Source organism: Haloferax mucosum ATCC BAA-1512 (genome assembly GCF_000337815.1).
Taxonomy (GTDB): Archaea; Halobacteriota; Halobacteria; order Halobacteriales; family Haloferacaceae; genus Haloferax; species Haloferax mucosum.
The window spans coordinates 194,943-213,320 of sequence record NZ_AOLN01000006.1 but is presented as its reverse complement, the minus strand read 5'-3'; the positions used below and the strand labels follow the sequence as shown (position 1 = coordinate 213,320).

20 protein-coding genes are annotated in these 18,378 nt (G+C 62.5%); 11 read left to right on the top strand and 9 right to left on the bottom strand.

Features of this window, described 5'->3' with window-relative positions; all coding sequences use genetic code 11:
• The first annotated feature begins 17 nt into the window (after positions 1–17).
• Positions 18–1,046 carry a succinylglutamate desuccinylase/aspartoacylase family protein gene (locus C440_RS04055; protein WP_008318509.1) on the top strand — a complete coding sequence of 343 codons (1,029 nt, stop codon included), beginning with the start codon at positions 18–20 and terminating at the stop codon, positions 1,044–1,046.
• A 167-nt stretch (positions 1,047–1,213) separates the two neighbouring features.
• Here the strand turns inward: C440_RS04055 and C440_RS04050 are convergent, their stop codons facing one another.
• Complete coding sequence (locus tag C440_RS04050) at positions 1,214–2,281, bottom strand: anthranilate phosphoribosyltransferase (RefSeq protein WP_008318508.1); 1,068 nt, start codon at positions 2,279–2,281, stop codon at positions 1,214–1,216.
• Between the two features lie 108 nt (positions 2,282–2,389).
• Here C440_RS04050 and ahbB point away from each other — a divergent pair, with 108 nt between their 5' ends.
• A complete protein-coding gene (gene ahbB, locus C440_RS04045) occupies positions 2,390–3,433 on the top strand; it encodes a siroheme decarboxylase subunit beta (RefSeq protein ID WP_008318506.1) in 1,044 nt (347 codons plus the stop codon).
• 143 nt (positions 3,434–3,576) lie between these two features.
• On the opposite strand, the gene C440_RS04040 is transcribed toward ahbB, so the two are convergent.
• Both C440_RS04040 and C440_RS04035 read right to left on the bottom strand, forming a co-directional pair.
• Positions 3,577–4,446 carry a CehA/McbA family metallohydrolase gene (locus C440_RS04040; protein WP_008318505.1) on the bottom strand — a complete coding sequence of 290 codons (870 nt, stop codon included), beginning with the start codon at positions 4,444–4,446 and terminating at the stop codon, positions 3,577–3,579.
• 93 nt (positions 4,447–4,539) lie between these two features.
• Positions 4,540–5,574, bottom strand: a complete 1,035-nt coding sequence (locus tag C440_RS04035) for an NAD(P)/FAD-dependent oxidoreductase (RefSeq protein WP_008318503.1) — start codon at positions 5,572–5,574, stop codon at positions 4,540–4,542.
• Positions 5,575–5,731: 157 nt separating this feature from the next.
• Between C440_RS04035 and C440_RS04030 the strand changes: the two genes are divergently transcribed.
• The 6 genes from C440_RS04030 to C440_RS04005 all read left to right on the top strand — a co-directional run bounded on the left by C440_RS04030 (position 5,732) and on the right by C440_RS04005 (position 9,551).
• Positions 5,732–6,433: an HAD family hydrolase gene (locus C440_RS04030; RefSeq protein WP_049915331.1), complete on the top strand. Its 702-nt coding sequence runs from the start codon at positions 5,732–5,734 to the stop codon at positions 6,431–6,433.
• Positions 6,430–7,209: an aldo/keto reductase gene (locus tag C440_RS04025; RefSeq protein WP_008318500.1), complete on the top strand. Its 780-nt coding sequence runs from the start codon at positions 6,430–6,432 to the stop codon at positions 7,207–7,209. The genes C440_RS04030 and C440_RS04025 overlap by 4 nt, the downstream gene beginning before the upstream one ends.
• 89 nt (positions 7,210–7,298) lie before the next feature.
• Positions 7,299–8,003 carry an RAD55 family ATPase gene (locus tag C440_RS04020; RefSeq protein ID WP_008318498.1) on the top strand — a complete coding sequence of 235 codons (705 nt, stop codon included), beginning with the start codon at positions 7,299–7,301 and terminating at the stop codon, positions 8,001–8,003.
• Between the two features lie 6 nt (positions 8,004–8,009).
• Positions 8,010–8,426, top strand: a complete 417-nt coding sequence (locus C440_RS04015; RefSeq protein WP_008318495.1) for a hypothetical protein — start codon at positions 8,010–8,012, stop codon at positions 8,424–8,426.
• Between the two features lie 142 nt (positions 8,427–8,568).
• Positions 8,569–8,994, top strand: coding sequence for a peptide-methionine (R)-S-oxide reductase MsrB (gene msrB / locus C440_RS04010; RefSeq protein ID WP_008318493.1), 426 nt, complete (start codon positions 8,569–8,571; stop codon positions 8,992–8,994).
• A 281-nt stretch (positions 8,995–9,275) separates the two neighbouring features.
• The gene (locus C440_RS04005) at positions 9,276–9,551 is read left to right on the top strand and encodes a hypothetical protein (protein WP_049915278.1); all 276 of its coding nucleotides are present in this window, start codon (positions 9,276–9,278) and stop codon (positions 9,549–9,551) included.
• 153 nt (positions 9,552–9,704) lie between these two features.
• On the opposite strand, the gene C440_RS04000 is transcribed toward C440_RS04005, so the two are convergent.
• Both C440_RS04000 and C440_RS03995 read right to left on the bottom strand, forming a co-directional pair.
• Positions 9,705–10,133, bottom strand: coding sequence for a universal stress protein (locus C440_RS04000; protein WP_008318489.1), 429 nt, complete (start codon positions 10,131–10,133; stop codon positions 9,705–9,707).
• A 60-nt stretch (positions 10,134–10,193) separates the two neighbouring features.
• Positions 10,194–11,090 (bottom strand): helix-hairpin-helix domain-containing protein, encoded by an 897-nt coding sequence (locus C440_RS03995; RefSeq protein ID WP_008318488.1) that lies wholly within the window; start codon positions 11,088–11,090, stop codon positions 10,194–10,196.
• 205 nt (positions 11,091–11,295) lie between these two features.
• Between C440_RS03995 and C440_RS03990 the strand changes: the two genes are divergently transcribed.
• Entirely contained in the window at positions 11,296–11,526 is a 231-nt protein-coding gene (locus C440_RS03990) for a hypothetical protein (protein WP_008318485.1), read from the top strand.
• A gap of 132 nt (positions 11,527–11,658) precedes the next feature.
• Here the strand turns inward: C440_RS03990 and C440_RS03985 are convergent, their stop codons facing one another.
• Positions 11,659–12,267 (bottom strand): translation initiation factor IF-2 subunit beta, encoded by a 609-nt coding sequence (locus tag C440_RS03985; RefSeq protein ID WP_008318484.1) that lies wholly within the window; start codon positions 12,265–12,267, stop codon positions 11,659–11,661.
• Positions 12,268–12,405: 138 nt separating this feature from the next.
• On the opposite strand from C440_RS03985, the gene C440_RS03980 reads away from it, so the two are divergent.
• On the top strand, positions 12,406–12,624 hold the full coding sequence (locus C440_RS03980) for a hypothetical protein (RefSeq protein ID WP_049915329.1): 219 nt from the start codon (positions 12,406–12,408) through the stop codon (positions 12,622–12,624).
• Between the two features lie 31 nt (positions 12,625–12,655).
• Here C440_RS03980 and C440_RS03975 read toward each other — a convergent pair whose 3' ends face one another.
• A complete protein-coding gene (locus C440_RS03975) occupies positions 12,656–13,375 on the bottom strand; it encodes a fumarylacetoacetate hydrolase family protein (protein ID WP_008318480.1) in 720 nt (239 codons plus the stop codon).
• Positions 13,376–13,950: 575 nt separating this feature from the next.
• Positions 13,951–14,793, bottom strand: coding sequence for an ion transporter (locus C440_RS03965; protein WP_008318477.1), 843 nt, complete (start codon positions 14,791–14,793; stop codon positions 13,951–13,953).
• Positions 14,794–15,133: 340 nt separating this feature from the next.
• Between C440_RS03965 and C440_RS03960 the strand changes: the two genes are divergently transcribed.
• Positions 15,134–17,464, top strand: coding sequence for a methyl-accepting chemotaxis protein (locus C440_RS03960; RefSeq protein ID WP_008318476.1), 2,331 nt, complete (start codon positions 15,134–15,136; stop codon positions 17,462–17,464).
• Between the two features lie 52 nt (positions 17,465–17,516).
• Here C440_RS03960 and C440_RS03955 read toward each other — a convergent pair whose 3' ends face one another.
• Positions 17,517–18,332 carry a hypothetical protein gene (locus C440_RS03955; protein WP_049915275.1) on the bottom strand — a complete coding sequence of 272 codons (816 nt, stop codon included), beginning with the start codon at positions 18,330–18,332 and terminating at the stop codon, positions 17,517–17,519.
• Between the last annotated feature and the right edge of the window lie 46 nt (positions 18,333–18,378).

The following is an 18,378-nucleotide window of genomic DNA, read 5'->3' as shown; positions in this document are numbered from 1 at the left end:
ACCGCGATGCGTCGAATATGCACACCGCGGAAACCGTGACGCTCGCCCGTCTTCCCTCCGGCGTCCCGGTACAGACGACGGTTCACATCTACGAACCAGCCGACGGCACCGACGGGCCGACGCTGTACGTGCAAGCCGCACAACACGGCCGCGAAATCAACGGTACAGAAGTCCTCAGACGACTCCACGGCCGACTCGAACGCGCCGACCTCGCGGGCCGCGTCGTCGCCGTCCCGGTCGCCGACCCGCTCACCTTCGACCGCGTCTCCTACACCACGCCCGAGTCGCTCGACTCGGTTCACTCCAACATGAATCGCGTCTGGCCCGGCGACGCCGACGGCACGCTCCACGAGCGCATGGCGGCCGCGCTCTGGGAGTTCGCGGGCGACGCCGACGCTATCGTTGACCTCCACACCGGCAGTCCCGACATGCTCACACACACGGTCTACCGCCGCGACGACGACGCCTCCCGGCGTCTCGCTGAGGCTTTCGGTGTTGACCTCCTGCTCGCAGAAGCCGCAGGCGAGGACGCAGAGACCGAATGGTCAGAACGGAACTTCGACGGCAAACTCCGCGTCGCGGCGACGAACGCGGAAATTCCCTCCATCACGCCGGAACTCGCACACAACAAGCAACTCGTCGAATCGGCTATCGTCGCCGGCGTCGATGGCGTCCTCGACGTCTGTCGCAGTCTGGGAATCCTCTCGGGCGCGCCCGAACCGTGGGACGGTCGCACCTACCGAAATCACCTCGGGCGCGTCACCGCCGACACTTCCGGTCTCTTCGTCGCCCGCGAAGACCTCGAACTCGGCCGCGAGGTCAGCCCCAACGACCACCTCGGATGGGTGTACGACCCGACGACGTACGACGTTCTCCAAGAGGTCGAAGCCGAGCGCGCGGGTCTCGTCTACTCAATCACCCGCGAGGCGACCGTCACGGCCGGAACGACGCTCGTCGGCATCGCACTGCCCGTAGACGACGGGTTAGCCGCCGAGATTGACGAAGCAGGCCCTTTCGCCGACGGCGACGACGAACTCGACATATAGGTCATAAATCTGGCCGTCAGCACGCACGAGACGGCTTCGGAGTGAGACCCCGACGAAGTGACCGCGGTCGCCTTCGAACCCGGTCGCTACTGCTTCGAAGTCCCGCACGTCGAGGGCGAACACGTCACTGAAAAATCGCTCGGCGCGCTGTTCGACGTAACCGAACCTTAGAACGCGCGCAGGTCTTCGAGCACGTCTGCGGCCGCGCCGGAGTCGATCGCGTCGCGGGCCATTTCGAGACCCTCTTGGATGGAGTCGGCGTCCTCGCGGGCGTAGATGCGGAGTGCGGCGTTGACGGCGACGGCGTCGGCGAAGCGGTCCTCGCGCTCGCCGGTGAGCACGGCTTCGGTGATTCGGGCGGAGTCGCCGGCCACGTCGGCTTCGTCTACGCCGAGGTCGTCGTACTCGAAGTCCATGCCGTACTCGGCGGTCTCGATTTCGAAGTCGTCGAACTCGCCGTCGGTCCACTCGGCGACCTTCGTGTAGCCCGGGCGGATGTCGTCGTAGCCCTCCATTCCTTGGAACATGACGACGCGGTGGAGGTCGTGGTGCTCGCTCGCCTCGAAGGTGTTTACCATCTTCTTGGCGAACGCGAGGTGGTAGAACGACCCGAGGTGCGTCGAGGCCTTCGCGGGGTTGGCGATGGTTTCGATAGTGTTGACGAACGTTCGGACGCCCATGTTGTCGCGGCGCTCCCAGAGCGCGTGGATGGTGGGGTTGAAGTTCGGCTGGTAGTAGAAGCCGAACCCGGTGTCGTCAACCATGTCGGCGGACTCGTCGGGTTCGAGTTCCGTGCGGACGCCGAGTTCGTCGAGAACGTGTTTGTAGGCGTCTTGTTTCTGCGTCGGCACGCGGTCGCCCGAGTGGACGACGACCGGCGTCCCGGCGGCCGCGGCGACGACGCCTGCACCGACGCCGAGAACCGCGGTCTTGCCCTTGCCGTCGTAGTTCGCACCGCAGTCTACGGGGTCAACCTCGGGTTCGGCGTATTCGACGTGCTCGGCCATCACGTCGGTGAAGGCGGCGAGTTCCTCGGCGTTGTTGTGTTTCCAGCGGTTGGCGAGCCAGAACGCGCCGAGCGTCGTGTGGTCGGGTTCGCCGGCGAGGATGCGGCGCATCGCCTCCATCGCCTGTTCGCGGGACATATCCTCGGCCGATTTCGTGCCCGTTCCCACGACTTCGGTCATCAGACGCTTCAGCGGCCACTCACCGAACTCGCTATCGACTACTGCCATGCCCGTATCTTCGGCCGAGCGTGCAAAAAACGTCCTGTTCGACCCCAGCATTCGGGAGTCGTCTCGCCGTCCGAAAGCGATAGGCATCTTGACTCCTAACCCCGGCTAATGAGCGCGTTGTCGGACGATTGGCGGGACGGTCTCGACGAGGTTGACGCGGCACTCATCGACGGGTATCAAAGCGGGTTCCCGGTCGAAGAACGCCCGTTCCGCGTCGTCGCCAGCGAGTTAGGTATCGACGAGGACGACGCCCTCGCCCGCGTGCGGCGACTCCGCGATGCGGGCATCTTCCGCCGTTTCGGTCCCGTTCTCAACCCGCCGGTTATCGGCAGTTCGACGCTTGCGGCCGTCTCGGCACCCGACGACCGATTCGACGACATCGCCGAGATAATCAACGGCTACCAGCAGGTGAACCACAACTACCGCCGCGACCACGAGTGGAACATGTGGTTCGTCGTCACCGCGGGGTCCCGCGAGACCCGCGACCGCATCCTCTCGGAAATCGAGGAGAAAACGGGGTGTGAGGTGCTGAACCTCCCGATGCTCACCGACTACTACATCGATCTCGAATTCCCCATCATGAACGACGACCGCTTTGCCCGCGAAAGCCTCGACGAGACCGCGGTGAGCGCGACTCGTATCTCCGAAAACGCCACGGGCGACCTCACGGACCTCGACGCCCGCCTGCTCGTGGAGATTCAAGGCGGCTTCCCGCTCTCGAAGACGCCCTACCGCGACGTCGCCGAGGCCATCGACGCCGACATCGACGCGGTCGTTTCGGCCATCGAGCGACTCCTCGCCGACGGCTGTATCAAACGCATCGGCTGTGTCGTCAACCACATCGTCACCGGCTTTCGAAACAACTGCATGGTCGTCTGGAACGTGCCGGACGACGAACTCGACGACCGCGGCGAAGAGGTCGGAAGCCTGCCGTACGTGACGCTCTGTTATCACCGTCCGCGCCGCCCCGACCAAGACTGGCCGTACAACCTGTTCACCATGATTCACGGCCGCGACGCCGACGCCGTAGACGAGAAAATCGACGAACTCGCCGGCGACTACCTCCCGTTCGAGCACGAACGTCTCTACTCGACTGACAAACTGAAACAAACCGGCGCGCAGTACGAGGAACTGGTCGGCTCCGGAAACTGAGACCCGGCGGCCGCGACGGGTTTCTGCCCGTCGTCGCTGACGCTGTCGTCATCGACCTCGCTGTCGCTTTGTTGTTGCTGTCGTCGCTGACGCCGTCGCTATCGCTCGGAACGACTTCGTAGCATGGGCGCGGCAGAGCGGAATTACTGTGAGAACGGCGAGACGCGGTAAAGCAATCGTGCGGCCTGTACGGCACCGGTCTTTGCGAGCGACCCGCTTTTGAGCGCGCCAATTTTGGCGTAGTACCCGGATTTGAACGCGCCTTTCTTGGCGAGAATCGCACTGCCCAGCGCGCCCTGTTTGGCGTAGTACGCGGACTTGCGACCCGCCGCACCCGCGTAATGTTTCGTGCTCGTCGGAATCGGGGTCCGCCGACCCTGCACCTGCGTCGAGCCATCGCGGATGGCGTCGAGGATGTGCTCGGCCGAGAGCGCGGCCCGCGACACGTCTGGAATCTCCATTTCGGTGTAGGCGCGGCCGACGTATCCGACGTTGTGCGCATCGCTTCCGGCGACGCCGGGGTACTGGCGTTTCGCGGCGAACCGGCGCGCACGACGGTTCTTGTAGCCGGTGAACAGCCACGAGTTATACGTCTCGATAGCGTCGAAGGCGTCACCACCGGCGGCGTCGTCGTACCGGCCGAGTCGCCGCCGACGGACGCCGTGACGACTCCGTTGGAACGGATGCGGGACGATGGCGACGCCGCCTCGTTCGCGGACCCACCGAGCAGTCTCGTCGAGCGGGCGACGGAGCGGAGGGAGTTCATCGACGCCGAGGGCGAGGAGGTGGCCGTCGGCGGTCGAAATCTCGACACCTGGAATCCCGACGAGACCGTACATCGGTGCAAGTTGCGCCGCTCGGATGGACTCGTCTATCACGTCGTGGTCGGTGACGACGACGGCGTCCAACCCGATTTCGGCCGCCTGCTCCAAGATGAGCTCGACCGGGTCGTGGGCGTCGTACGAGCCTTCGGAGTGGACGTGAGGGTCGATACGGACAGTCAGCGTGGACACACACTCTTGTTGGTATCCGGTGACGAAAAAGACACGCCCGTTTCGTGCTAGCTAATAACAGTGCCGATTCGAGTCGACGTTCGACTCACCGGCTCAGTTCGATGCGATGCGTTCTCCGGTCTCGATACCGCTCCAGAGGGCGGCGTGAACTCGCCCTTCGCCGACCGTCCAGTCGCCAGCGAAGTAGAGTCCGTGCGATTCCCCGCGTCGGATGATTTCGCCATTTGCGACGCCCTCTGGGAGTGCGTACCGCCAGCCTTGGTCGTCCACCCAGTCGGGGTCGCGGAGGCGGTCATCGTCGAGGAGGGCCGCGACCATGTCTCCGACCTCGTCGGCCGCCGAGGCGAGCGGGTCGTCGTAGTGTGCGGCCGACCACTCGGGACTCGGTTGAACGACGAGCAGACTCTCGCCGTCGGGGACGTGTCCGTCTTTGCACTCCTCGCGTGCGACCCAGCCGATATCGTGTTCTTTGTCGGTGTTGACGAGCGCGTACCACGGGTCGTCGCGCTCGAACGGGTAGTGGAGGACGACCGTCCGAATCGACCGGTATTCGACGCTTCCGATGGCCTCGCGGAGCGCGACCATACACTGGTCGCCCCAGCCCATCTCGGTGAGGATACCGGCCGTCTGAGGAGCCGGCGGCGTCAACAACACGACGTCGTACGGGCCGTGTCGCGTCCCGGAATCGTCAACGACGGACCAGTATTCGGTGTCCGGGTTGTGGTCGATGGCGGCGACGCGTGTCTCGCGTTGGACGGTCGCGTTGGTCCGCGCGAGCAGTCGTTTTGCCAGTTGCGTGATTCCTGCGCGCCACGACCACTTGTGTTGGTCGCGCGAGTCGCCTTCGGTGATGACGCCGTCGACGTCGAACGTCCAGACGGGTTCTTCGATATCGACCAGTCCGTCTTCGCCCAGTTCGCGGACGAGACGCTCGGTCCGCCGGTCGTAATCTTTCACGTAGTTCGCCCCGTGGTCGTACCGACAGCCGTTTTTTCGGCGCGTCGCGGCGCGTCCGCACACCCCGCGACTCTTTTCGAGAATCGTCACGTTCGAGTTCGTCTCGCGGAGCGCGTACGCCGCGCCAGCCCCCGCGGCACCGGCCCCGACGATGCACACGTCGCGTGTCATCTCGCCACCCTGCGAATGAGTCCTGCCAGCATCGTCTGAACGTGTGGACTTCGAGGCGCTAAAAGACTCGTACCGCGGCGGGATAGACACCACCGACCGCCGGAAAACGAATCGCCGGAGCCGAAAGCAATTCACGTCCCGACGACCGACACCGCGTATGTACGATTCGGTCATCTTCGACCACGACGGCGTGTTGACCACGCTCGTCGATCTCTCTTTGCTCCACGACGCGACGTGGGACGCCTTCGACGAACTCGGCGTCTCGGACCCCGACCCCGACCACGTCGAGCAGATGGTCATCCACGTCGCGCCCGACGACGTTCACGCGGTCGCCGGCGCGTACGACCTCGACCCCGAAACGCTGTTCCGCGTCCGCGACGAGGTCGCGGCCGCGGCCCAACAGGAAGCCATCAGCGACGGGCGGAAGGTCCCGTACGACGACTTCGACGCGATTCGCAACATCGACGCGCCGATGGGTATCGTCTCCAGCAACCAGCAGGCGACTATCGACTACGTGCTCGACCACCTCGACGCGACCGACCTGTTCGGGACGGCCTACGGCCGCGAACCATCGATGACGAGTCTCCACAGAAAGAAGCCCGAGCCATACTACATCGAACGCGCGATGTCCGACCTCGGCGTCGAAACGCCGCTTTTCGTCGGCGACAGTGACAGCGACATCGTCGCCGCGGACGCGGCCGGCATCGACTCGGCGTTCATCCGTCGCGGTCACCGCGCCGACCACACGCTGTCGGCCGACCCGACTCACGAAATCGCCGGACTTCACGACCTGCTCGACATCGACCGCGTTCCGGTCGCGGGCGACCTCGATTTCGAAGGCGGCGACTCGACGCGATGAGCGTTCCACGAATCGGTCTCGGGACGATGGGTCTCGATACGCCCGAGGAAGCGACCGCTGTCACGACCGCGCTGGAGTTGGGATATCGCCACATCGATACGGCCCAAATTTACGACAACGAGTGCGTCGTCGGCGACGCCGTCGCGGCCGCTGACGTCCCGCGAGAAGACGTGTTTCTCGCAACCAAAGTGTGGGCTGACAGCCTCGCGCCGGACGACGTACTCCGGACGACCCGCGAGAGCCTCGACCGATTGGGAACGACGTACGTGGACCTGCTGTACGTCCACCGGCCCATCGAGACGTACGACCCAGAATCGACGCTCGCGGCGTTCGACGAACTCGTAGACGAGGGTCTCACCCGCGCCGTCGGCGTGAGCAACTTCACCGTCGCCGAATTGGACGACGCGCTCGACGCGCTCGACGCTCTCGACGCGCCGCTCGTCGCCCACCAGACGGAGTACCACCCGTTGTTCCAGCGCCCCGAACTGCTCGACCACGCCGAGCAATACGGTTACGATGTCGTCGCGTACTCGCCGCTCGCCGGCGGACGCGTCCGCGATGTTTCCGAGGTCGTTGCAGTCGCGGAGAAACACGACACGACGCCCGAAGCGGTGAGTCTCGCGTGGGTGGCCGCGAAAGGGCTGTGTCCTATCCCAAAAGCATCAACCGAGAGCCATTTACGGGCGAACGCCGAGGCGGTCGAACTCGAACTCGACGAGAGCGATATGGACGCCATCGATGGTATCGAGTCCGAAGTCGAACTGTTTCCTGAATGAACCGTCGCCGCCGAAACTGACCCAATAAAAGTCTCAATTTCGGGACTGGTCCCGGAACGATTATAATAGGACGCACGGAGTGTCCGAACATGCGGATTCCGAGTGGGGTAAGCGGGTTCGACGAACTCATCCAGGGTGGCTTCCTTCCACGACGCCTGTACGTGTTGAGCGGACCGCCGGGGAGTGGAAAGACGACGTTCACGGCACAGTATATCGCCGAGGGACTTCGAAACGGCGAGCAGTGCATGTACATCACCATGCACGAAACCGAAGAAGAACTCATCAACGATATGTCGAGTTTTGACTTCGGGTTCGAAGCGCTTGCGAGTTCGGAGGGCTTTCGCTTCATCAACCTCGTGAGTCCGAAGGGGAAACACATCCTCAATCAGTTCTCACAGGGTGGTAACGCGTCGAGCGTCCAGAGCCTCACGGACAAAATCGTCGCCTTCGTCAACTCCCGGCAGGTAGACCGCCTCGTCATCGACTCGACGATGCTTCTCCGATTGTTCTTCGCCAACGGCTCTGAAGAGATGACACGGTTCCTCACGGCGCTCAAACAGGGCGATGCGACGACACTTCTCATCTCCGAGATGACGGACCCATCGTCGTACTCCGACGAGCATTTCCTCGCCCACGGCGTCGTGTTCTTCCACAACTACCTCGAAGCGACCGGAATGACCCGCGGTATTCAGGTCATCAAGATGCGTGGAACGAACATCGACTGTGATATACGGTCGCTCAACTTCACCGACAACGGATTAGTCGTTGACCCACGCTCGAAGGTCGATCTATAACGAACCATGTACGAACGCGTCTTTGGAACGGATTGGCGGACGATTTCGGACGAAGAGGCCATCCGCCGGATGTACGCACTCGGCGTCTCCAGCGCGCTCGGCCATCCGAACCGAGGAGAGTTTGAGCGCATTCGCCGACAGGCGGCGACCGCGTACGGCCGAAGCGTCCTCCAACTCGCGTTCGAGGAAGGAAAACAGCGGGTCGCGCGCAACAGGGCCGAGTACGACTCGAAACAGGACGTGTGGGAAGCGCTCGTTGACGAGCAGACGACTCCGGCGACGACCGGACGCGCCGACGTCGGGATGCAGAAACCCACGGACAGACAGGGCGTCCCGAAGGCCATCGGCCGGGTCGAAGTACTCGACGGCCGGTCCGACGATTTCTCTCGGATTAGATTGCCCGAATTCCTCCGCCGCGGGTAGGTTCGTCCCGCCTCGACGACGGGCGCGGGCGGAGACCGACAAACACCGCTGTGGCTGATACATCTGCGGCACTATGGCCGATATACCGACAAACGCCGCTGTAGCCGACGTGCCTTTCTGCGCGGAGCACTTGTACTCGCGCATGAGCGACAGTAGTTTCAGTCTCTCGGAGTCCGAGTGGCGAGAACGACTCTCCGACGAGGCGTACCGCGTCCTCCGCGAGCAGGGGACCGAACCACGGTTCTCCGGCGAACACGTTGACCGAAGCGACGACGGCGTCTATCGGTGTGCCGGGTGTGAAACCGAGCTGTTCACCTCTGAGACGAAGTACGGCTCTCACTGTGGGTGGCCGAGTTTCTACGCCGCTGAGGACTCGAACATCGAACTCCGCCGCGACCTGAGCCACGGCATGGACCGTACCGAGGTCGTCTGTTCGACCTGTGACGGCCACCTCGGACACGTCTTCGACGACGGCCCGGAACCGACAGGCAAGCGCTTCTGTATCAACTCCGTCGCCCTCGACTTCGAACCGGACGAAGACGAGGAGACGGACGGCGACGCGCAGTAACGCGAACGCGAAGCCGAACCCAAAGCCGAACCCAAAGCCGAACCGAACCCGAGACCACCCCGCGACGACGGGGCCAGACAGCGATATACTGCGGCTAAACAGGCACACAGCGGTGGATAGGTAGCTCGTAACTGGCACGAACGGCGGCCACAGACGCCGAGGTCGGCTGTCCGAGTCGAGTCGCCGACAACGACGGTTTTCAGCCGGTAGGAGCACTGTAACGACACTTGTTGGAGAGTAGTCAACATGTACCAAACTATGCTGGTGGCGTACACCGGTGTATGTCCCGCGGTTACCCCACTCGCAACCACACTCCCTATAGACGAACCCCGTCGTTCACGCCGTATCTGCTCGTGTTCGTCGGACTCACCGTCTTTTGTCTCGCGGTCCTCGCGCCCGCGTCAGACTTCCTGTCTGGATTGTCGGTGATGAACGTCGCCGCGACCGGAACGTCCCCGACGGTCGGGGGGAACACGCTCGTGATGAGCGGCGGACTCCTGCTCATCAGCGTCGCATCGACGCTGTTCGGATTCGTCTTGTTACTGCTTCGACTGTAGCGACGCGCTCACCTCGGATTTCGTCGCTGGACTGTTCGAAGGAACGTGTGGAGCGCGTGCGGAGCTGTACGTGTTCGGGATAGTGTGGTCCGCGTGCGGGGTTCTGTAGACCGCTTCAGAAAATGACTGCGTGCGGTTCGTGACCGGTCGCGTTTAGCGCGTCTGTATCGGCGTCGTCAGCACCGGGATGTCCGATTCGACGACGACGGACCGCGAGACACTGCCGAGGATGTTGTCCTCGAATCGGGCGTGGGTTCCCATCGAGATGAGGTCGGCGTCGATATCGCTGGCGAACGCGAGAATCTCGGTTGCCGGGTCGCCACGGCGGAGCGCGGTTTCTGCCGTGACACCGTGGTCAGCCATGGTCTCTGCGGCCGATTCGAGCGCGGCCGTTCCCTGTGTTTCGAGTTCCTCGTACACTTCGTCGAGTCGGTCGTCAGCAAGCGTCAGGAAGGCTCGTTTGTCGAGTACGTAGAGGAGGTGGACGGATGCGTCACGCTCGGCCGCGAGCGTAGCGGCGTCTTCGACGACAGGCATCATCGAGTCGCTTCCGTCGATTGGCACGAGGATGGTATCGTACATCAGGTTGGTATTAGACCCGAGGGCCTATCACTCTCTTTGCCAGTTCCCGACCGATGGGAACTACTCGGTATCTTCCTGCGGGTCGGTGTCTGCGTTGGCGTCAGTGTCGGCGTCGGCGTCGGTCGTCTCGCTCGACGCGGCCTGTTCGACGTGCGAGTCGGCACGGCGTTTCCAGTCTGAGACGCGTCGCTCGGAGACCGCCACCGCCGCCGCGATTTCGTCTGCGGTCGCCGCACGAAGCGCGGACACCGTGTCGAGTCCCGCCGCTCTGAGCCGTGTGGCATACGCCTCGCCGATACCCCGGATGTTTCGCACGTCCTCCGGGTCGAGTGTCTCTTCGGTCTCCGAAGACGCGGCCTCGACTCCCGAGGCGATGTCCGCGAGTTGCTCCGTCATCGCATCCACCCGGCCGTCGAGTCCATCGACTCGGCCTTCGAGCGTCTCGATTCGTTGCACCACGTCCTCGTGGGTGTGGCCGGCGTCGTGTGCGCGGTCTGTGTCCGCCGCGTGGTCGTCGTCGGTCGATTCGGCGACGGCCGTCACGCCGTTCGGTTCGGGTTCGATGCCGGCGGCGACCGTCGTCTCGTCCACGGTGGTGTCGTCGGAGTCGGGTTCATTATTGTCGAAGTCGGATGCGTCAGCGTTAGAGTCGGATTCGTCAGCGCCAGAGTCAGGTTCGTCAGCGTCCGAGCCGACTTCGGTTTCGCCCGCCTCCGTGTTGTCGGCATCTGCGTCAGACTCTGACTCGCCGTCGGTTCGGACCTCGTCGTTCGCCGGTGTCTCGTCGTCGCGTTCGGCCGCGACGTCTTCGGGGAGAATGTAGACCAATTGGTCTGCTGGTACGTAGCCGATGACCTGCTTTCGTTTCGCGTCGGCAGTGAGGACGACACCGCCCGAGTCGAGCGCCTTGTACCCACCACAGTCGAATCGCGTCCCATCTTCGAGATGGACTTTCATGGTCTATAGTAGACCATCAGACAGAATGAGTGTTGTCGCTCTGCGGGGAGTTCGACGTCTGTGTCGCTTCCGGCGACACGGTGGCTATCGTGTCTGCTGTCGTGGTTCTGAAGTCGTTGGAGCGCCGTGTTCCGCGGGAGAATCCGAGTCCCGTTCGGTAGGAACCGACAGCAGATTTTCACCCCGTGCGGCCCTATCGACGCGTATGATTCGAGCACTGTTCGCTCTGTTCGGTCTCGTCGAACTGCTGTTTCCCGAGCGGCTTATCGCCGTGCTGACGCGCCTCGCCTACGAAGACGGCGAGGAGATGACGGTAAAGCCGTGGGTCACGACCGCGGCGCGAGTCGAGGGTGCCGTATTCCTCGGTCTCGCGCTCGTCGGTCTCCGCGGACTGTGCCGCGGCGACAGTGGCGACGCCGGCGAGAGCGACGAGTAGGACCGCTGGTGTCTGGTCGTCACTCGGGCGACGACGAGAGTGAGAATATGAGACTGTGCTTCGGTTCTCGGCCACGTCGAAGCCGCGTAGCCGGTCACGACAGCCACGAAAGTAGATTGAGAGACGTCCGTCTTAGGCGAGACGTGCGAACGCGAGCGAGCCGCTCGTGTTCTTGATGTAGACACGGACGGTCTGTCCTTCCTGCGCACCGGGGACGAAGATAGTGTACTTGCCACGTTGTGCGACGCCGTCGCCTTTGCGGCCGGTCCCGGTGATTTCGACCTCGTAGGTGCGGCCTTCTTCGACGGCTTCGCGCTGGCGCTTGTTGCTCACGCTGGAGCGCTTTTGGACCGGGCGGAAGGCACCACAGGCCTCACAGCGAAGCATGTCAACGCCGTCTTCGGTCACGAGACGCGTGTCCGGCAGGCCACACTCCGAACAGATGACGTACTCTTCGACGTAGCCGTCGATTGCCTCTTCGAAGTCGTTGATGGAAAACGACCCGCTGTAGCGCGCGCGGTCGTCTTCCAGTTGGCCGCTCGTCCCGAGCGTCCGCTGGATGGCACTGTGAAGGTGTGTGGGGGTCCGCGAGAGCGCGTCCGCGATTTCACCGAGATTGGTGAGGCGCGTGAACGCGCCGTCGGTCTCGCCCGCGGGGTCGGGAATCGTCAGGCGTTCTTGTTCCACATTTCGTTCCGGAAGGACGTCGAGCGCTCGGTCGAGCGCAGTCTGATACTCCATAGGCGTTCGAGTGTCTGACGACGTATAGCCGTTCCGTGACCGTTCTTCCCGCGCCCGCGACCTCGACACGTTTGTTTCGTGAGTCGAGTCGTCGGAACGGAACGCCAGCACTTCGTCGCTGGCCACGTAACGGCACGTATGGGCTATACGTGGCAGTACTACGATCTCGTGCTCGTCGGTATCTTCGGAAGCCTCGTCGCCGGCGTCCTCGTCGGACAGTTCACCGCGGTAGCCCCGACGACGTCGGTCGTCGGATTCAGCTTCCTCGCGGCCGTCGTGATGAGCCACGGTCTGTTCGTCAACGGGCCGGTGGATGAACCGAGTGACCTCGCGGACGAAGTTGACACGCTGAACTGAGTCGGCTGACCGGTGGTTTGTTAGCCCGCACTTACCGTTCCGAGACGACCCGGTTCGTGAGCGTCCCGATACCTTCGTACCAGACTGCTACTTCGTCGCCCGGTTCGACCACTCCGGGGTTCGCCGGACTCCCAAACGAAACGACGTCGCCGGGCTGGAAGGTGTAGCGCTCGGAGAGGAACGAGACGACCTCGGCGGGCGAAAAGAGCATCTGTCCGGTGTTCGCCTCCTGTCGTAACTCGCCGCCGACGTGCGTCGTCATGTCGAGGTCGGTCGGGTCGATGTCGGTTTCTATCCACGGTCCGAGCGGCCCAGAGCCGTCGAACGCCTTTCGCGCAGTTCGACCCGGTTGGTCGAGGGCGTCGAGGTCGTTCAAAATCGTGTAGCCACGGACGACGTCCGGCACGTCGGTCTCGGCCACGTCCGAACATTCGCGGTCGATGACGGCCGCCAACTCGCCGGCGTAGGTCAACTCGTCGGTCCAGTCGGGATATTCGATCGGCGCGCCGGGGTCGAGCACCGAGACGGGCGGCTTGATGAACCAGTCCGGCCGGTCGGGAACGTCGTAGTCCATCTGGTCGAGTGTCGCCGCGTAGTTCCGCCCGACACAGTAGAGCGCGGACGGCCCGCAGGGCGCGAGCAACTCGGCGTCGTCGCCGACTTCGTACTGTTCGATGCCAACCGTGACGATACCATCGTCGTACGACCCGGATACTACTCCGTCGTCGGTTCGAATCCGTGCGACTCTCATCGACGATGTGTGGGTTTGCCACCCACTTCAAGCGACGTGTCTCTGTGGACACAACACGACTGGGAGGAAGCGTACGCTCCAAGCGGACGGGCCGAGTTCGGGAACGCAGTCTCTCTGAGTCAGTCCGACCCCGTTGCGTCCCGTTCCATCTGCGGTATTGCCTGATTCTCTCGGTCTACGAGGTTATGTATCCGTTCGGTACCAGACGTGTCAAACTGGCGTTGACACCGCGCGACCCACGAACCGGTGGTCTCAGACTCTGGGGTCCCGATGGTCTCCGATGCCTCGGCGGCTTTTACCACTTCGGCGACTGCGGTGGCGTTGCTTGCTTCTCCGGATTCGTTCGATGGCGCTGTCTGTTGTCGTGTCGAGCGGCGTTGCGGTTCGTACGTCGGGCGTGGATTCGTGCTCACGGGTGGATAGTGGTCGGTCGAAGGCTGTTTTCGCGGGTGACTACTGCGGCGTAGTCAGCGATGGATGCGTGCGACCGACACGTGTACTCGGCAGTTCAGCTCTATCTATAATAAATGTTCATGACTAACTGATTGGCTGTCTAATCCCCGCCCGTTCGGCGCTCACTCACGGGAATCGTACTCTTGGTAGATGACGTGGCCGCAGGACTTGCAGTGGGACGCGTCGCGGTCGTGGTACGCGAATCCGCAGTTCTCACAGACGACGTTCACCTTGTCTCTGTGACCCCACTCTTTGACGATTTTACTCGCTTGCCACGGGATGAGGATAATGCTCGCTAAAATCGCCGTGACTGTGACCCAGCGGCCGGGTTGTGTGACAGGGACGATATCGCCGAAACCGACCGTCGAGAGCGCGACCACGACGAAGTAAAACGCGTCACCGAACGTGTCGATAGCGGAGTTCACGTCGTGTTCGAACGAGTAGAACACCCCCGCGGTGACGAAGAAGATGGTCAACACCGTCAAGAACAACTTCATCACGCGGAGCGTCCCGACCGAGACGGTCCCGAAAAAGAACTCTTCGTCCCGCGTAAACCGGTAGAACCGAAGCACGCGAACCACGCGAATCGCGCGCAAAAACCCGATGTTTGTCAGGGTCGCCGAGGCGGGAAAGACAAACACTGCGAGTGTCGGGACGATTGCGAGCACGTCCACGACCGAGTAGAAATCGAGTATCTCGTCTCTGCGGCTCCGCGCTCCGTACACGCGAAGCAGATACTCAGCGAGGAACACGACCGAGACACTGGCTTCAACCGTCCAGAGAAGCGACTGGAGTGCCGCAGAAACAGGATACGTTTCGGCGACGTACACGCCCACGAACACGAGATTGAGCACGAGGAGCGCGATATCGAGCACCTTTCCGACGACCGTCTGGTGGTCGAGAAGATAGAATCGAACCACGTCCCGCGTGGTTCCACCGTGCGGGTCGGACGCGTGACTTCCCATACGCCGCGTTTGCCCGTGAACTACTTATATCGTTACGGCGGGGGCGCTTTTTTGATATTCTCTGTCTTGAGACTATATATGGATGTACTATCAGACGGTGAACCCGTCCAAAATACCCCTTCGAGAGCGCACCTTTGTAGACACGTTACCCAGGATTTCCCCATCTGTCTCGTCTTTTATTCTCTCGTATCAGTCTGTCTATGGACGAAATAGTGTATATCTCGGTTCTCAACCAATTCGACCCCGATTTCGATTCGATATAGAATATCCGTGAGAACAGTCTTCTCAAATATCTATATATCATTTGAATTTATCACAAGTGAAAAGAAACGCGGTGGTGATGGGAGAACGCTGGTCGCGCTTTCGAGATTCGATTTTTGACGTGTCGTTACGCGGACTTACCGACCGAATCTCACAGCGCGCGGGTTCGGCGGTCCCGCAGTCGCTTCGACGAACGTACGCCCGGAAATTCTTCGCCGCGACGCTCGTTGCGATGCTCTTGATGGCCGGTATCGGGGCTGTCACGTACACTTCGGTCCACTCGTCGCTCGACAGCCAGGTCGAACAACAGCTCACCTCGACCGCGGCGCTCCAAGCCGACGGTATCGAGTCGTGGATCGACAGCAAGCGCATGGAGACGCGTTCGACCTCGTCGGCGTGGCAGTTTCAACTCGGAAACTCGCAGGCCGCGAGCAGTTATCTCTTTCAGCGAAGCGCGGAACTCGGACAGGAAGACCTGACGGCGATTCACTACGTCAGCCTCGCAACCGGCGAAATCGACCAAAGCACCGCGAGTTCGCTCGAAGGAGAGACTGCCGCGGAGGCCGGTCTCCCGTGGAGCGACATCGAACAGCACGTCAACCCCGAACCGAATCAGGTGTACGTCTCTTCAGAGACATTCCAGTCACCGGTCACCGACGAACCGTCGTTCGTGCTGGCGAGCAAGCCCCCGGAGAACGCCGAATCGGTCGTGCTCGTGACCGTCAGTCTCCCGGCGCGCATCACCGAGACGGAACAGACGATGGCCGGCAGTCAGACGACGCTCTACGGAACCGATGGCACGGCAATCATCTCGACGTCGGCGAACGAGAGCGTCCCCGGTCACGACACGAACGCGCTCACGAACGGAACCGCTTTCGACCAGACGGATGAACGAGTCGTCGCGTACACTCCCGTCGAAGGCGTCGATTGGACGCTCTCCACTGCGGTTCCCACTGCGACCGCCTACAGCGTCCGCGACAGTGTCGGCGGCGGGTTACTCGTGACGATTCTCGCCGCGCTCGGTTCGCTCGGCGTCGTCGCCGCCGTGCTCGGTCGCCGAACGACTCGAACTCTCGGCGAGTTGACCGACCGCGCGACCGAGATGGCTGACGGCGACCTCGGTGTTGACCTCGAAACCGACCGAATCGACGAGTTCGGGACGCTCTACGCCTCGTTCGACGAGATGCGCGAATCGCTGAAAGAGAGTCTCGAAACCGCAGAAGCCCTCAACGACCACCTCGAAGCGCAAGCCGAGGAGTACCGAGCCGTCATGGAGCGGTGTGCCGACGGCGACCTCACCTGCCGGATGAACCCCGATTCGGAGAGTGATGCGATGGCCGACATCGCCCGCACGTACAACCGAACGATGGACGAACTTGCGACGGTCATCGCCGACGCACAGACCTTCAGCGAGGCAGTGGCCGAATCGAGCGACGCGACGAGCGCCAGCGTCGGCGACGCGAACGAGGCCAGCCACGCGGTCTCAGAATCGATGACCGACATCCTCGACGACGTCGTCGAACAGGACGAACACCTCGACGACGTGACCGAGCGAATGAGCGACTTCTCGGCGGCGATTCAGCAGGTAAACGCCTCCGCGTCGGACGTCGCGGCCAACGCGGAGGCGGCCACGAATCGCGGCGAGCGCGGCCGTGATGCGGCCGAAAACGCGATTTCGGAGCTTCGAGCCATCGAGGTGGCGACCAAGAACACGGTCGAGCAGGTCCGCGAACTCGAATCCGCTATCGCCGATATCGAGTCCGTCGTGGACTTCATCGACGAAATCGCCTCGCAAACGCACATCCTCGCGCTCAACGCCTCCATCGAGGCCGCGCATGCCGGCGAGTTCGGCGATGGCTTCGCCGTCGTCGCCGACGAGGTACAGCAACTCGCCGAGGAGACACAGGACGCGACCGGACAGATCAGCGCGTCCATCGAACGGGTCCGAGACCGGACCGAAGCGACCGCCGCTGACATCCGACAGACGCGGACACGGGTCGGCGAAGGCTCCGAAACCATCGAGGAAGCGATGGCCGCCATCGACACCATCGTTGACGACGTCGAAGACACCGCCGATGGGATACAGGAGATTCGCCGGGCTACAGAACAGCAAGCCGGAGCCACGACCGAAGTCGTCTCGATGGTCGAAGACGTATCGGAGATTAGCGACCGAACCAGCGTCGGCGCGCGCGACGCCGTGACCGCGACGGAAGCACAGACTGACGCTCTCGCCGAGGTGTCCGACCGCGTCGAGAGACTCGCCGACCGCGCCAGCGACTTGCAAGTCGCACTCGACCGATTCGACGTGGCGGCCGAGGGTGACAGCACACGTAGTAGTGAACGCGAGTCACGTGCCGCGACCGAAAAGAGAGACACGCCGCTCGCAGAACGGGTCGGCACAAAGTCGTAGATACAGGCGCGGTTAGACGTCGCTCGCAGTTCGGCGTCGTCGGCGTCGGTGCCTACAGGACGATTGCGTCGTCCGGAAGGAGTTCGTGTTCGGTGCGCTTTGCTTCGTTTCCTTCTTCGACGAGCATCGGTTCGGTCGCCGGTTCCGAAAACCGGTCGGGGTCGGGTTCGACGCGCTTGAGCATCGAGGAGAACACGGACCCTTTCTTGCCGCCGCCGGTGACGATGCCACCGTACTTGCGCTCTTCGAACGAGGCCTCGTCCGGGCTGAGAAACTCCTCGCGGATAATCTGTGAGGTGGCCCTAATCTGTTCTGCCGCCTCCTTTTGCGAGTAGAGGCTGTCATTGTAGTACCGGTCAGCGTACTCGCCTTCGAGGGATTCGGGCGCGTGCTCCGGCGATTCGTACAGTACCGACCCGTTCGTGGCAAAACCGCTCGTAAAGCGAATGTTGACGGTGAAGCTATCGGGGTAGCGGAGAATGATGGGGAAAAACAGCATGTCGGTGACGCTGATGCGCTGTTCCATCCGCCATAGTCCCTCGAAATAGTACGCAGTCAGTGCACCGAGTCGGTCGTTTCGCTCGCCGCGACTGTACTCCAGTGCGATTCGCTCGTACTCTTCACCCGCGATGTGGCGGCAGCGGCGCCTGTAGCTCTCGGCGATGCGTTCGTGTTGTTTCTCGTAGGCTTCGAGCAGAGGAATATCGGGGTCCGCGAGCATCTCCGCTTTCCGCTCTTGGGAGTCCGCGACGTTCATCATATTCTCGTGGAACACCCGCTCGGCGTCTTCGTCCGGCAGTGGCGTTCGCACCGCCTTTCGATACAAGACCCTCGTATCTCCGTTGAATTTGACCCGCTGTTCGCTCATCTAGGGTAGACACAATGTCACGGATAGAAATTAATTCATTGGTCAA

Coding starts and splice junctions, on each gene's coding strand:
- C440_RS04055 (WP_008318509.1), top strand. CDS start 18: ATGCACACCGCGGAAACCGTGACGCTCGCCCGTCTTCCCTCCGGCGTC.
- C440_RS04050 (WP_008318508.1), bottom strand. CDS start 2,281: ATGGCAGTAGTCGATAGCGAGTTCGGTGAGTGGCCGCTGAAGCGTCTG.
- ahbB (WP_008318506.1), top strand. CDS start 2,390: ATGAGCGCGTTGTCGGACGATTGGCGGGACGGTCTCGACGAGGTTGAC.
- C440_RS04035 (WP_008318503.1), bottom strand. CDS start 5,574: ATGACACGCGACGTGTGCATCGTCGGGGCCGGTGCCGCGGGGGCTGGC.
- C440_RS04030 (WP_049915331.1), top strand. CDS start 5,732: ATGTACGATTCGGTCATCTTCGACCACGACGGCGTGTTGACCACGCTC.
- C440_RS04025 (WP_008318500.1), top strand. CDS start 6,430: ATGAGCGTTCCACGAATCGGTCTCGGGACGATGGGTCTCGATACGCCC.
- C440_RS04020 (WP_008318498.1), top strand. CDS start 7,299: ATGCGGATTCCGAGTGGGGTAAGCGGGTTCGACGAACTCATCCAGGGT.
- C440_RS04015 (WP_008318495.1), top strand. CDS start 8,010: ATGTACGAACGCGTCTTTGGAACGGATTGGCGGACGATTTCGGACGAA.
- msrB (WP_008318493.1), top strand. CDS start 8,569: ATGAGCGACAGTAGTTTCAGTCTCTCGGAGTCCGAGTGGCGAGAACGA.
- C440_RS04005 (WP_049915278.1), top strand. CDS start 9,276: ATGTCCCGCGGTTACCCCACTCGCAACCACACTCCCTATAGACGAACC.
- C440_RS04000 (WP_008318489.1), bottom strand. CDS start 10,133: ATGTACGATACCATCCTCGTGCCAATCGACGGAAGCGACTCGATGATG.
- C440_RS03995 (WP_008318488.1), bottom strand. CDS start 11,090: ATGAAAGTCCATCTCGAAGATGGGACGCGATTCGACTGTGGTGGGTAC.
- C440_RS03990 (WP_008318485.1), top strand. CDS start 11,296: ATGATTCGAGCACTGTTCGCTCTGTTCGGTCTCGTCGAACTGCTGTTT.
- C440_RS03985 (WP_008318484.1), bottom strand. CDS start 12,267: ATGGAGTATCAGACTGCGCTCGACCGAGCGCTCGACGTCCTTCCGGAA.
- C440_RS03980 (WP_049915329.1), top strand. CDS start 12,406: ATGGGCTATACGTGGCAGTACTACGATCTCGTGCTCGTCGGTATCTTC.
- C440_RS03975 (WP_008318480.1), bottom strand. CDS start 13,375: ATGAGAGTCGCACGGATTCGAACCGACGACGGAGTAGTATCCGGGTCG.
- C440_RS03965 (WP_008318477.1), bottom strand. CDS start 14,793: ATGGGAAGTCACGCGTCCGACCCGCACGGTGGAACCACGCGGGACGTG.
- C440_RS03960 (WP_008318476.1), top strand. CDS start 15,134: ATGGGAGAACGCTGGTCGCGCTTTCGAGATTCGATTTTTGACGTGTCG.
- C440_RS03955 (WP_049915275.1), bottom strand. CDS start 18,332: ATGAGCGAACAGCGGGTCAAATTCAACGGAGATACGAGGGTCTTGTAT.